General features: G+C 61.6%; 15 protein-coding genes. 8 read left to right on the forward strand and 7 right to left on the reverse strand.

Annotation, left to right across the window (positions count from 1 at the left end; all coding sequences use genetic code 11):
• Positions 1 to 105: 105 nt before the first annotated feature.
• On the reverse strand, positions 106 to 1,026 hold the full coding sequence (locus A3764_RS08345; protein ID WP_067951457.1) for an ArdC family protein: 921 nt from the start codon (positions 1,024 to 1,026) through the stop codon (positions 106 to 108).
• Positions 1,027 to 1,308: 282 nt separating this feature from the next.
• Between A3764_RS08345 and A3764_RS26405 the strand changes: the two genes are divergently transcribed.
• The 8 genes from A3764_RS26405 to A3764_RS08380 all read left to right on the forward strand — a co-directional run bounded on the left by A3764_RS26405 (position 1,309) and on the right by A3764_RS08380 (position 8,593).
• Positions 1,309 to 1,410 (forward strand): transposase, encoded by a 102-nt coding sequence (locus A3764_RS26405; protein ID WP_150121558.1) that lies wholly within the window; start codon positions 1,309 to 1,311, stop codon positions 1,408 to 1,410.
• The gene (locus A3764_RS08350; protein ID WP_150121556.1) at positions 1,407 to 2,036 is read left to right on the forward strand and encodes a TetR/AcrR family transcriptional regulator; all 630 of its coding nucleotides are present in this window, start codon (positions 1,407 to 1,409) and stop codon (positions 2,034 to 2,036) included. Before A3764_RS26405 ends, A3764_RS08350 begins: the two co-directional genes overlap by 4 nt.
• Positions 2,037 to 2,083: 47 nt before the next feature.
• The gene (locus A3764_RS08355; protein WP_067951461.1) at positions 2,084 to 3,283 is read left to right on the forward strand and encodes a mandelate racemase/muconate lactonizing enzyme family protein; all 1,200 of its coding nucleotides are present in this window, start codon (positions 2,084 to 2,086) and stop codon (positions 3,281 to 3,283) included.
• 64 nt (positions 3,284 to 3,347) lie between these two features.
• A complete protein-coding gene (locus A3764_RS08360; RefSeq protein WP_067951463.1) occupies positions 3,348 to 3,689 on the forward strand; it encodes a carboxymuconolactone decarboxylase family protein in 342 nt (113 codons plus the stop codon).
• A gap of 96 nt (positions 3,690 to 3,785) precedes the next feature.
• Positions 3,786 to 4,775 (forward strand): TAXI family TRAP transporter solute-binding subunit, encoded by a 990-nt coding sequence (locus tag A3764_RS08365; protein WP_067951465.1) that lies wholly within the window; start codon positions 3,786 to 3,788, stop codon positions 4,773 to 4,775.
• A 112-nt stretch (positions 4,776 to 4,887) separates the two neighbouring features.
• Positions 4,888 to 6,759 carry a TRAP transporter permease gene (locus tag A3764_RS08370; RefSeq protein ID WP_067951467.1) on the forward strand — a complete coding sequence of 624 codons (1,872 nt, stop codon included), beginning with the start codon at positions 4,888 to 4,890 and terminating at the stop codon, positions 6,757 to 6,759.
• Complete coding sequence (locus tag A3764_RS08375) at positions 6,759 to 7,613, forward strand: sulfurtransferase (protein WP_067951469.1); 855 nt, start codon at positions 6,759 to 6,761, stop codon at positions 7,611 to 7,613. Before A3764_RS08370 ends, A3764_RS08375 begins: the two co-directional genes overlap by 1 nt.
• Positions 7,610 to 8,593: a phosphoglycerate dehydrogenase gene (locus A3764_RS08380; RefSeq protein WP_067951471.1), complete on the forward strand. Its 984-nt coding sequence runs from the start codon at positions 7,610 to 7,612 to the stop codon at positions 8,591 to 8,593. The genes A3764_RS08375 and A3764_RS08380 overlap by 4 nt, the downstream gene beginning before the upstream one ends.
• Before the next feature lie 263 nt (positions 8,594 to 8,856).
• Here A3764_RS08380 and A3764_RS25940 read toward each other — a convergent pair whose 3' ends face one another.
• The 6 genes from A3764_RS25940 to nrdI form a co-directional block, all read right to left on the reverse strand.
• Complete coding sequence (locus tag A3764_RS25940; protein WP_236628139.1) at positions 8,857 to 9,021, reverse strand: VOC family protein; 165 nt, start codon at positions 9,019 to 9,021, stop codon at positions 8,857 to 8,859.
• The gene (locus tag A3764_RS25945; protein ID WP_236628140.1) at positions 9,018 to 9,188 is read right to left on the reverse strand and encodes a hypothetical protein; all 171 of its coding nucleotides are present in this window, start codon (positions 9,186 to 9,188) and stop codon (positions 9,018 to 9,020) included. The genes A3764_RS25940 and A3764_RS25945 overlap by 4 nt, the downstream gene beginning before the upstream one ends.
• 30 nt (positions 9,189 to 9,218) lie before the next feature.
• Positions 9,219 to 9,617, reverse strand: coding sequence for a nucleoside triphosphate pyrophosphohydrolase family protein (locus A3764_RS08390; RefSeq protein WP_067951473.1), 399 nt, complete (start codon positions 9,615 to 9,617; stop codon positions 9,219 to 9,221).
• On the reverse strand, positions 9,617 to 10,594 hold the full coding sequence (nrdF, locus tag A3764_RS08395) for a class 1b ribonucleoside-diphosphate reductase subunit beta (protein ID WP_150121468.1): 978 nt from the start codon (positions 10,592 to 10,594) through the stop codon (positions 9,617 to 9,619). Before nrdF ends, A3764_RS08390 begins: the two co-directional genes overlap by 1 nt.
• Positions 10,595 to 10,602: 8 nt before the next feature.
• Complete coding sequence (gene nrdE / locus A3764_RS08400; protein WP_067951479.1) at positions 10,603 to 12,684, reverse strand: class 1b ribonucleoside-diphosphate reductase subunit alpha; 2,082 nt, start codon at positions 12,682 to 12,684, stop codon at positions 10,603 to 10,605.
• Between the two features lie 68 nt (positions 12,685 to 12,752).
• Positions 12,753 to 13,152, reverse strand: a 400-nt coding sequence (gene nrdI, locus A3764_RS08405; RefSeq protein ID WP_067951477.1) for a class Ib ribonucleoside-diphosphate reductase assembly flavoprotein NrdI, incomplete at its 5' end; no start/stop codon positions are given.

The following is a 13,152-nucleotide window of genomic DNA, read 5'->3' on the forward strand; positions in this document are numbered from 1 at the left end:
TTCGGCATGGCTCATGGGTCTGTCCTTTCGGGATGTGTTGAAACCACCAGACCCAAAGCCAGCTTTTCCTTTCACCACACCCTACCAGCCCGGACAGCCCCGGCCTCAAGCGGCCTGTTCCCCCTGCCCCACCTCCGATGCGGCAACGAGATAGTCGCAGGCGCGCTGCGCGTCCGCCGCATGTTTGAAGATCGCCCGCTTGTCCGAGCGGAGTACGCGCACCCAGTTGTCGAGATAGGCCGCGTTCAGCTCCAGCGTATGCGCGGAGAACCCCAGCTTCTGACCCAAAAACACCGTGCAAAGCTCAGCCACGATTTCTTCGCGGGCATAGGCCGTATTCCCGAACCGAGCATCGCCATAGCTGCGGTTCAACCGATGCCGGGGTTTCGTCCAGTGACCCAGCTCGTGACCCCAGACGGCGTAGAAATTCCGCGGGTTCTCGAAGAGCTCGATCGGGGGCATGTAAATCTTGTCGAGGGTCGGGACGTAACATGCTTCCCGACCAGAGAAGCTGACTGTCGCACCAATTGCCTCGAAGAAGGCCTGCATGTGCGGGATCGGCGCACGCTCGGGATGAGCTTGCGGCTCAGCCGGTTCCGGATGGAAACGGGCGTCCAGCCCCTCGATTTGTTCCGCGTTGAAGACGCGATAGGACTTCATGAAGGGGATGGTCTTCGGGTCTTCCGCGTCCGTCTCATCGTCGTGGGCACCTTCTTCACGGTCCCGTTCGGTGGTGCCGTAGTAGACAACAACCGACGACTTCGAGCCCTTGATGACCTTCGCGTCCAGTTCGTTCGCCTGCTTCAACGTCATCCAGTAGGGCGAGGTGTAACCAGCCATCATGGTGCGCATGGTCAGCAGGAAGTTGTTGATGCCCTGGTAGGGTTCGCCGTTCTGCCTGAGCGGCACGGAACCGCCGCCGACGCGCCAGGGTTTGCGCCAGGGCAATACGCCCCGATCGATGATCTCGATGAGTTCATTTGTGATCGACGCCGCAGCGTCGAACTTAGGCTTGGACTTGGCCATGGGTGTTCTCCGATGTCTGGGGGCGCACGGTAACCGCACGCGGATCGGAGAACCGTCGCCGGCAATAGGCAGATGATTCCTTACGGAAACCCGCCAGACCCCTTTCTCGCATTCTCCGGATCCAACAAAACCCAAAGCCCGCTTTCACTTTCCCGAAGCTGAAGTGGTCCCATGAAATCGGACGGCGAGCTACGGTGTCTCCTGAACCTTTTGGACGGATATGAGATAGCGAAACGCCGGACGTTCACGGATCAATTCAGGGCACTGGTCGCGCTTTAGGCGCTGCGCGGCGACAGGACGGTGCAGGAGATTGCGGCGAAGCACCAAGTGCATCCGAACCAATTGAACCCGTGGAAGCGCCAGGCGGGGGTAAGGCGTGCTTGACAGCGCCGGCCATTCATTTAAAACAGACTAGTCTGTATGTTTTGGGAGGAAGCATGTCACGGCAGCGAACAGTAGAGAGGCGCGTCCTCAAGGTTGCGGATCGTCTGTTCTATCAGAAAGGGATCCGCGCTGTCGGCATCGATGAGCTGATCCGCGAGGCAGACATCGCGAAGGCGTCGCTCTACCAGAACTTCGGCTCCAAGGAAGAGATCGTCGCCCGCTACCTTCAGGCCCGGAGCGACAAGAACATCGGCGCGCTACGGTCCGCCGTAGAAGATGCGCCGAACGCGCCGGAGGCTAGAGTCGCGGCGATGTTCAAAGAGCTTGAACACATGACTTCGGGCGCGGATTTTCGCGGCTGTGCTTTTGCCAACGCCTGCGCCGACCTTAGCGAAAGCGCGCGCGTGGTTGAGATATCCCGCGACTACAAGCAGGCGATCAATGACCTTTTCAAGGTGGCCTTGGGAGAGGGCGTGGCCGGAGCCGAGGGGCTGGCGGAGCAGTTCTGCTACCTATTCGACGGCGCGATTGTTCACCGCAATCTCCGGCAGGATATGGACGCCGCGACCAAAGCCGCTGCAGCAGCAATGGCGCTGATCGCAGCCTCAACGACCGAGGCGAGCTGATAAGCCGCCAAACCACGAACTTCAAAACGAGGGGAGATGGACCAACGATGTCCACCATCGAAAAAATCGAAACACTGAGCTGTGACGCTGGCTGGCGGAACTATTACTTCTGCAAGATTACGACCAAAGACGGTGTCACCGGCTGGAGCGAATACGACGAATGCTTCGGCTCCCCCGGGGTCACTGCGGTCATCGAGAAACTGGGTCGGCGCCTGATCGGCAAGTCGGTGCACCAGACCGAAAGGGCCTTTTCCGACGCCTATTGCGCCACCCGGCCTTCCTTCGGCGGGGTCACCGCACAAGGGGCCGGCGCCCTTGAGAACGCACTGCTCGACGCCAAGGCCAAGACTCTGGGTGTTCCCTGCCATGTTCTTCTGGGCGGCAAGATCCGGGACGAGATCGACGTCTACTGGTCCCATTGCGCGACATGGCGGATGAGCCACGCTGCCCATTACGGGAAGAAGATCGAGGACCTTGACGGCGTCCGTGAAGCCGGGCGCGAAGCGCGGGACGCCGGGTTCCGGGCGCTCAAGACCAACCTTTTCAGCTATGAGGCGGGCGGACCCAGGGCATACCGGGCCGGATTTGGCGTCCCGTTCGAGCCGGGATTGAACGTCACGCCGAAACTGATCCGTCAGATCCGGGCGCATCTCGAAGCGATCCTCGAGGGAGCGGGAGAGGATTGCGAGGTCCTGCTCGACCTCAACTTCAATTTCCGGACCGAAGGCTGCCTGCGCATTCTGCGGGCGCTTGAGGACTTGCCGCTGTTCTGGGTCGAGATCGACAGCTACAACGCCGAGGCCCTGGCCTACATCCGACAGCAGTCGCGTCATCCAATCAGTTCCTGCGAGACCCTGATCGGAATCCGCGAGTTCATGCCCTTCCTGACCGCCCGCTCGATGGACGTGGGCATTGTCGACACCGTATGGAACGGAGTCTGGCAGTCGCTTAAGATTGCCGCTGTGGCCGAGGCGCACGAGGTAAACGTCGCTCCGCATAATTTCTACGGCCACGTCTGCTCGATGATGAATGCCCATTTCGCGTCGGTCGTGCCGAACCTGCGGGTCATGGAACTGGACGTGGATCGACTGCCGCTGGATGCAGAGCTCTATACCGATCAGCCTGAGATCAGGAACGGCCGACTGGTGGTCCCTGACCGACCCGGCTGGGGCATCGACCCGATCGAGGAGGTCATCCTCGCCCATCCGCCGAAGGACAATGTCGGCATGTATGCGGTAGCCCGCTGATAACCCGAATGCCGGTCCCCGTGATCACATCACAAACAAACCAATCCTAACCCAAGGAACCCACATGCTGAATTGGAAATCCTACCGCTCCGAAGTCAAATCCCGCGCCGCCGAATTGGCCAAGCTCGCCCCCGAGGCAATGAAGGGTTACGCCGCGCTGGCTGGTTCGGGCGAGAAAGCGCAGCATCTGGACGGACGCACCCGCGAGCTGATCTCGCTCGCCGTTGCGGTGACCACGAAATGCGACGGTTGTATCGCCGCACATGTCGAGGCGGCGTTGAAGCATGGCGTCACCCAGGCGGAGCTGTCCGAAGCCCTCGGCGTGGCAATCGCGATGAATGCCGGCGGTGCGCTGGTCTATTCGACGCGGGTTCTCGACTGCTTCGACGAAATGTCCGGCGGTTAGCCGGCACGAGATCACTGGCGTCCGCGTGAGGAGGGGGCGCCGGTGACATCACCCGGCCCCACGGGCCGGTCCAAGAACCATATGGGAGGAAAACCAGTGAAACACCCGCATTTACTCGCCGGGGCAACGGCCCTTGCCGGGGCCTGTGCCCTTGCCGCACCGCTCATGGCCCAGACCCTGACACTTCAGGCCGAGGAGCCGGGCAGCAGCGCCTACCTGTACGCCGCCGCTTTCGAACAGGTGATCGAGGAATACACCGATGTCGAAGTCGAGATCATTCCGCGCGGTTCCTCGGTCTCCAACACCGCAACGGTGAATATGGGCCGGAGCGATCTTGGCTTTGCCAACGCTCTTGCCGTGGCCTGGGGTGCGAACGGCATCCTCGATTTCGAGGGCCGGCCAACTTCGGACAACCGCATGGTCTTCAGCGGAATCTCTCTGTCGTATCTGAACGCGGTGGCGGCCACCGACTATGTCGAGAAAACCGGCAACGCCACCGTCGGCACCGCCCTTGTCGGTGAGGATGCGGCGCAGGTCCTGGTCGAACCTCAGGGCAGCATCAACCCCGTTGTTTACGATATCTTTCTGCAATCATACGGCTCCTCTTTGGAGGACATGCGGGATAGCAACCATGTCGTGCAGGTCCCTTCATCGCAAATGGGGCAGCGGGTGCAGGACGGACAGGCGAATGCCTATATCGGGCTTGGTCCCGTGGGAATCCCCGATCTGACCGAGGTCATTCTTGCGAGGCCAATGACCTTCCTGACCTGGTCCGACAAGGACATGGCGGCTCTCCGTGAATACGGCTTCGTACCCGCGACCCTGCCTGCGAACTCCTTCGATGGGCAGGCCGAAGATATCGTTGCGCCGGCAAGCCTGATGACTGTCATCGCCAACGTGAACACCGACGAGGACATGGTCTACGATGTGGTGCGTACAGTGATGGAGAATCTCGACGCCCTGGCCCAAGGCAACCAGGCTTTTGCAAGCTGGGACCCAGAGACCTTTGTCGCCGAGCAATATCAGGTCATTCCATTCCATCCGGGCGCGGAGCGGTACTACCGCGAACGCGGCTGGCTGGACTGACCACCGGACCGGGGCGGCGGCATGAACCCGCTGCCCCGCCTCGACACGATCCGGCAGGGACAGGTCCGAACGGCCTGTCCGGCCCAACGCTCCTGACCGTGAGACAAGAGAAATGGATCAGCTACGCACGACCGCCTGGATCGCAACGGCCTGCATCTACATCGCCATGGCGTTCACAAACTTCTTCGTTCCGTTCCCACCGATGGCAATCATCCCCTTTCATGTCTACATGACATCGGCCATCGTCCTTCTTTTCCGGCCGTTTAACGACCATGCTTCGGTGCCGCCCCGGGTCGGATTTGGCGTAGACCTTGCGTTGTTCGCGACCTGCCTTTGGCTCGCTTATCACTATTGGACCAACGCCGAGCGGCTTCAGTTGCGGATGGCGTATGTGGACGACGTCTTCCTGTCGGACATCGTCGCCATGTTCGCCGGTCTTATTGTCCTGCTCGAAGCCGTGCGGCGGGTCGTCGGCCTGCCGCTTCTCTCGGTGCTGCTGGTCTGTCTGGCCTATGCGTTTTTCGGCCAGCATCTACCTTCTTTCCTGTCCTTCGTCGGGTTCTCGATCTCCGAGTTGACCGAGATACTCTCGATGCAGCCCCTGGGCCTCTTCGACGTCCCGGCGCAGGTCGGACTCGACATCATTGTCTATTTCGTCGTCTTCGGCGCGATCTTCGCGGCCACCGGAGGCGGCGAGGTCTTTATCGACATAGCCTTCCGGCTCACCGGGCGGCTGGTCGGCGGCGCCGCCAAGACGGCGGTGGTGGGCAGCGCCCTATTCGGCACTGTCAGCGGATCGGCGGTGGCCAATGTCACCACCACCGGGGTCCTGACGATCCCTCTGATGCGGCGCGGTGGGCTGAATGCGGAACAAGCAGGAGCGACAGAGGCAATCGCCTCATCGGGCGGCCAGCTCATGCCGCCAATCATGGGGACATCAGCCTTCGTCATGGCCCAGTTCCTCGGCGTTCCTTATGCCAACATCGCTCTGGCCGGGCTGATTCCGGCACTGGGATTCTACCTCGCCCTCTTTATGACCATCGACCTGCGCGCCCGCCGCGCCGGCCAGGTCAAGGCCATCACCCGCAAGGTCGCCCCTCTACTGCCGCGCCTGCACTTGCTTCTTGCGCCGGTGGCCCTGGTCGTCTTCCTGTTCCTCGGCTACTCCGCCCGCTACGCGGCCGTCGTCGGCATCGCCGTTGCTCTGGTCGCGCCAATGCTGCGCAAGGGAACCCGGTTCACCCTGCGCGATCTTGGCCGGATGATCCCCGCCTCCGGCCGGCAGGCGGCCGAAGTTGCCGTCTCCTGCTCGTCCGTCGGAATCGTCATGGCGATCGCGATCCAGTCCAGCTTGGTGCTCAAGTTCGTCGGCTACCTCGCTTTCATCGGAGAAGGCAGCCTGTATCTGTCCCTTCTGATGGTCATCCTCGGCTGCATCATTATGGGGATGGGGATGCCCACCGTTGCGGCCTATATCGTAGGGGCTGTCCTATTTGTGCCCGCCATGCAGTCTTTCGGGGTCGATACACTCTCGGCTCACTATTTCATCCTCTACTACTGCGTCCTGGCCATGGTGACTCCGCCGGTAGCCCTGACGGCCTATGCCGCGGCCGGCGTCTCGGGCGGCAATGTGATGCGGACCTCGGTACTGGCCTTCATCTACGGGCTGGTGATGTTCGTGATCCCCTTCGGCTTTGTGAACGACACCGCGATACTCTGGCAGGGGAGCCTGGCCGAAATCGGAATCGCCGCCTTCGGCATGTTCGTCGCCACCACTGCCTGGGCAATCTTCCTGCAAGGCTGGCTTGGACGGGTGATGTACTGGATCGAACGGCTACCCTTTGCCGTTGGGTCCTTCGCCCTGATCCTGATGCCCAGCAATACCTTGGCTTGGTGGGCGATCCTCGCAGGTCTGGCCGCCATCGCAGGATGGTGCCTGATCAGCCGCCACAGCACTCTTGCCACCGATTCAGAGACTTCCTGATGCCCCATTCGCCTATCATCGACGCACCCACTGCCATCGCCGGTCATGAGGAGGGCCACCTGACCTTCCTCGACGCAAGCTGGTACCTGCCGGCAGAACCGCGGGATCCCTCGAAGGAATTCCTGAACGCCCGGATTCCCGGCGCGCGAAGGTTCGACTTCGACGGCGAATTCGCCGAGACCATGTCCGCGCTGCCCCATATGCTTCCCTCTGCAGCGGAATTCACACAAAGGGCACAGGCCCTGGGGTTGAACGAAAACGACTCGATTGTCGTCTACGACACGGCGGGCCTGTTCGCCGCGCCGAGAGCCTGGTGGATGTTGCGAGCGATGGGGCACGATCAGGTCTGCGTTCTGGACGGTGGGTTTCCGGCCTGGCGGGCAGCAGGCGGACCTGTGGCGTCGGGCCCACCGGAGCCAGCCCGTCCGGGTAACTTCACTGCCCGTCCGGAGCCCTCCCGCCTAATGGATGCCAAGATCCTGCTTTCCGGCCTGCCGACCGGCAGGCATCACATCATCGACGCCCGCCCGGCAGCACGTTTCGCCGGTACGGCACCCGAACCCCGGCCGGGTCTGCGCAGCGGTCATATCCCAGGCGCCGTGAACCTGCCTTTCGATCAGCTTGTCGACGACGGCAAGCTGGCGGATCTCGCCAAGGTCCGTGCAAAGTTCGACGGGGCAACGGACGCAGCGGCGGTTGTGATGACCTGTGGCTCGGGCGTGACCGCCGCGATCCTTGCGTGGAGTTACGAAGTCGCTTTCGGACGACCCGCGGCTGTCTATGACGGATCCTGGGCCGAATGGGGCAGCAACGACGGGTTGCCGATCGAAACCGGACCCAGTGAAGTCTCGTGACCCGTGTCATCACCACCTCGCCAGGATTTGCGCGGCACGGGAAAGCCCCAGGGAGGCTTCGGTCAACGGGCTGGAACTTCGTGCGCTGCGCCGATCCGGCGCTTCCGGATGGTGGTCTTTCAAGCCACATCGCCGATGCGGATTACCTTGTGGCAGGCCTGTTTCCGGTCACCGCCGACACCATCCGGGCGGGAAAGAACCTCAAGGGCGTACTCAAACACGGCGTCGGCCTCGACGGCATCGACATCGATGCCTGCACCGAGGCGGGCATTCCTGTCACTAACACACCGGGAGCCAATGCCAATGCTGTTGCGGAGCTGGCAATCGGCATGATGATCGCGATGTCGCGATCCTTGATTCCAAGCCATGGTGAGGTGCTGAACGGTGGCTGGAACCGTATCGCCGGGGTCGAGATCGCCGGGCGCACACTCGGTATCGTGGGGCTCGGAGCGGTTGGGAAATGCCTCGCTCAGAAGGCTATGGTTCTGGGAATGAAGATCGTCGCCACGGACCTCTATCCCGACTACACGTTCATCGCCGAGCACGCGATCACCCTCGCCAGCCTACCGGATCTGCTCGGCATGTCTGATTTTGTCTCACTTCACGTTGTCGGCGGACACGCCAATTCCGCATTGATCGGCCCGTCCGAACTGAAACTGATGAAACCGGGAGCCGCTTTGCTCAACCTTGCCAGGGGTGAGGTCGTGGACTTGGATGCCACCGCCGCAGCACTAGAAACTGGGAGCCTGTCCGGTGCGGCCTTCGACACCTACCCTTCGGAACCACCAGACCTGTCGCATCCGATATTCTCTGCACCCCGAACAATCTTTTCTCCACATGTTGGGGCGGAGACGACAGACTCTATCGAGCGTGTCAGCCTGATGAACATCCAGGATATCGAGACTCTGATATCTGGCGGACTTCCCGACAGATGCGTAAACCGAACTGTTTCTCTCACGGACCAAAAGCAACTGGGTTGAGCTCTCGATCTCTTCTGGTGGCACGCGTCCAATGTCACGTGCATCTGAATAACCCCCGCGCCGTTGCCAGCAGCCCTGCCGCGATCGGCGGGCTAGGCTGCATAGCCGTAGCAGATATGGACTATCCTTGCGCTTGCATGTCAGGTGCGGCTTACCTAGCCTTCACGATTTTCTCTTCGCAGTCGCGACCAATATCAATCTCGGTCGCCGTCAAAGCACAGCCCCGTAGCCAGGGCATGCGTTGGCCTGGCGCGGGCAGAGCTTCAGAGATCGTGATGGAAATGCAGAAGATGCCCGTTCGGATCGCGCAGGGTGAATTGCCGCAGCCCCCAGGGCTTATCTGACAGCGGGTCGGCAACATCGGCGCCCAAGTCGGTGAACCTGGCATAATCGCCATCGACATCCGGCGCGAAGAACCACAGCGTCACCGGAGAGATCGACGCGTCCGTTTCGCGCAGGGCCCCTGCGAGACCGTGCCGATCCGTCCCTCGGTATTGTGCCAGGCGATCTCGAATCCCAGCCTATCGCGGTAATAGACCTGCGCGGCGCGCACGTCCCGGACCGGTAATTCCGGCACCGGCTGTTCAATCGGCATGTCCAAGCTCCATTTCCGGCGGCCGCGATGCTACCCGTCGGCAAGCAAGACGGCAAGATTTTGCGGGAAGAAATCCTGCTCTTTCAAGACCTTACCATCCTCGCGCAGCACCGGGCGGCCATCGGCGCCGAGCTTGGACATGTTGGAATTGTGCACCTCCGCCATGGCTGCGGCCTTCAGCCTGTGCAAGCCAAATTCCAGGAAGGTGCCGTCGAGCACATACTGGATATCGCAAAGCGCATCGAGCACTTCGACCATGTCGCCCGCTTCCACGGCTTCGCGCAACTCGGCGACCTCTTCCTCGAGGATCGCCAGCCGCATCTGCGCTCGCGCCTCAGGGATCGACGGTGCCTCGATCACCGGCACATCGAAAGCTTCATGCCATTCCCGCACGATGGCAAGCGTGTCCCTTGCAACAGCATCCGCCATCAGAAATCCCAATCCTCATCCTCGGTCGCCACCGCCTTGCCGATGACATAGGACGAACCCGAACCCGAGAAGAAATCGTGGTTCTCGTCGGCATTGGGGCTGAGCGCGGCCATGATTGCCGGGTTCACCTTGCACAGCTCATCGGGGAAAAGGCTTTCGAAGCCGAGATTCTGTAGCGCCTTGTTGGCGTTGTAATGGAGGAAGGCCTTCACATCCTCGGTGAGGCCAAGCGGATCGTAGAGCGTCTCGGTATAGCGGGTCTCGATCTCGTAGAGGTCGAACATCAAGGCGAAAGCGAAATCCTTGATCTCCTGCCGCTCGGCCTCGGGCAGCCGTTCCACCCCCCGCTGGAACTTGTAGCCGATGTAATAGCCATGCACCGCCTCGTCGCGGATGATGAGACGGATCAGGTCGGCGGTGTTGGTGAGCCGTGCGCGCGACGACCAGTGCATCGGCAGGTAGAAGCCGGAATAGAACAGGAAGCTCTCCAGAAATACGCTCGCCACCTTGCGGCGCAGCGGATTGGCGGTGGCGTCGTATTCGTCGAGGATCAGCCGGGATTTCTGCTGGAGCTGGGCGTTCTCCTCCGACCAGCGGAAGGCCTCGTCCACTTCCGCGGTCGAGCAGAGGGTCGAGAAGATCGAGGAGTAGCTGCGGGCATGCACCGCCTCCATGAAGGCGATATTGGTCAGCACCGCCTCCTCATGCGGGGTGATCGCATCGCCCATCAGCGCGGGCGCGCCAAGGGTGTTCTGGATCGTGTCGAGCAGGGTGAGGCCGGTGAAGACGCGAATGGTGAGCCGCTGCTCCTCTTCGGTGAGCTGCGACCAGCTCTGGATATCGTTCGACAGCGGCACCTTTTCCGGCAGCCAGAAGTTGACTGTCAGGCGGTTCCAGATTTCCAGGTCCTTGTCGTCCTGCAAGCGATTCCAGTTGATGGCGCGGGGGACGGGGCGGGTATGGGTCATGTCTTTCATCGGCGGCCTCAGAGTGAGCAGGAAACGCAGCCCTGAACCTCGGTCCCTTCAAGGGCCATCTGGCGCAGGCGGATGTAATAGATCGTCTTGATCCCGGCCTTCCAGGCGTGGATCTGGGCGCGGTTGATGTCGCGCGTCGTCGCCGTGTCCTTGAAGAACAGCGTCAGCGACAGGCCCTGATCCACATGCTGGGTGGCGGCGGCATAGGTGTCGATGATCGCCTCGGCGCCGATCTCGTAGGCGTCCTTGTAGAACTCCAGATTGTCGTTGCTCATATAGGCCGCCGGGTAATAGACGCGGCCGATCTTGCCCTCCTTGCGGATCTCGATCTTGGCCGTGATCGGGTGGATCGAGGAGGTGGCGTTGTTGATATAGCTGATCGAGCCGGTGGGCGGCACCGCCTGAAGGTTACGGTTGTAAAGCCCGTGGGCCATCACCGCCTCTTTCAGCGCGCCCCAATCCTCGCGGCTGGGCACCGGCACAGCGAAGCGCTCGAACAGGGATTTCACCACCTCGGTTTCGGGTAGCCAGTCCCGCTCGACATATTTGTCGAAGAAGGCGCCATCGGCATATTTCGAGGCTTCGAAACCGGCAAAGCTGCGGCCCCGCTCCTTCGCCAGCGCGTTGGAGGCGCGCAGGCAGTGGTAGAGCACTGTGGCGAAGTAGATGTTGGTGAAGTCGATCCCCTCGGGCGAGCCGTAGTGGATGCGCTCGCGGGCGAGGAAGCCGTGCAGGTTCATCTGGCCGAGGCCGATCGCGTGGCTCTCGTCGTTGCCGCGCCGGATCGAGGGCACCGAGTCGATCGCCGACATTTCGCTGACCGCGTTCAGCGCGCGCACCGCCGTCTCGACGGTGGCGCCCAAATCACCGCCATCCATCGCCTTGGCGATGTTGAGCGAGCCGAGGTTGCAGGAAATGTCGGTGCCGAGGTGCTTGTAGCTCAGATCGTCGTTGAACTCCGACGCCTCGTTCACCTGCAAAATCTCGGAACAGAGGTTCGACATGGTGATCCGCCCGGCGATCGGGTTGGCGCGGTTCACACTGTCTTCGAACATGATGTAGGGATAGCCGCTCTCGAACTGGATTTCGGCCAGCGTCTGGAAGAAGGCGCGGGCATTGATCTTCTTCTTCCGGATCTTCGGATCGTCCACCATCTCGTGGTATTTCTCGGTGACGGAGATTTCCGAGAAGGGCACACCATAGCGCTTTTCGATATCGTGCGGCGAGAAGAGATACATATCCTCGTTCTTCTTCGCCAGTTCGAAGGTGATATCGGGGATCACCACGCCAAGGCTGAGCGTCTTGATCCTGATCTTCTCGTCGGCGTTCTCGCGCTTGGTGTCCAGAAAGCGCAGGATGTCGGGATGATGGGCGTTGAGATAGACGGACCCCGCCCCCTGACGGGCGCCAAGCTGGTTGGCGTAGCTGAAGGAATCCTCCAGCAGTTTCATCACCGGGATGACGCCGGAAGACTGGTTCTCGATACCTTTGATTGCCGCGCCATATTCGCGGATATTGGTCAGCATCAGCGCCACGCCGCCGCCGCGCTTGGAGAGCTGGAGGGCCGAATTGATGCCGCGCCCGATGCTTTCCATGTTGTCTTCGAGCCTGAGCAGGAAGCAGGAGATCAGCTCGCCCCGCTGCGCCTTGCCGGCATTGAGGAAGGTGGGCGTGGCAGGCTGGAACCTACCGGCGAGGATTTCCTGCATCAGCTTCATGGCGAGGGTCTTGTCGCCGCGCGCCAGCGTGAGGGCCACCATCACCACGCGGTCCTCGAACCGTTCGAGGTAGCGCTTACCGTCCCGCGTTTTCAGGGTGTAGCTGGTGTAGTATTTGAACGCGCCCAGAAAGGTGGGGAAGCGGAACTTGGCCTTGTAGGCCGCATCCCAGATCTTGGCGATGAAGGCGGGGCCGTATTGCTCCAGCGCCTCGTTCTCGTAATAGCCCTCGTCCACCAGATAGCGCAGCTTTTCCTCCAGCGAATGGAAGAACACCGTGTTCTGGTTGACGTGCTGCAGGAAATACTGCCGCGCCGCCATCCTGTCGGCGTCGAAGCGGATGCGGCCCTCATCGTCGTAGAGGTTCAGCATCGCGTTCAGCGCGTGATAATCCAGCCCCTGCCATTCGGCGGGCACCGCCTTGGCGGGTGCCGCGTCGCTCAGATCGCGGTCGAGAATTGCGTCTTCCAAAACCTGTCCAGTCCTTCGCTGACCCGGGCGATATCTGTCTCGGTCCCGGCCAGCTCGAACCGGTAGAGAACGGGGACGGCGCATTTCTGCGCCACCACATCGCCCGCCAGGGCGAATGTCGCCCCGAAATTGCGGTTACCCGAGGCGATGACGCCGCGGAGATGGTGCCTCGTGTCCGGGTCGTTGAGGAACCGGATCACCTGTTTGGGAACGGCCCCGCGCCCCTGCCCGTCCGCATAGGTGGGCGTGAGGAGGACGAAGGGCGCGCGCGGGGCGGGCATTGTCTCGTCCGGCGAGATTGGGATGCGGCTCGCCGCCCGCCCCAAACGGGTGACGAAGCGCGCCGTGTTGCCCGACTGCGTGGAGAAA

This window comes from Sulfitobacter sp. HI0129, from assembly GCF_001635395.1.
Classification (GTDB): Bacteria; Pseudomonadota; Alphaproteobacteria; order Rhodobacterales; family Rhodobacteraceae; genus Sulfitobacter.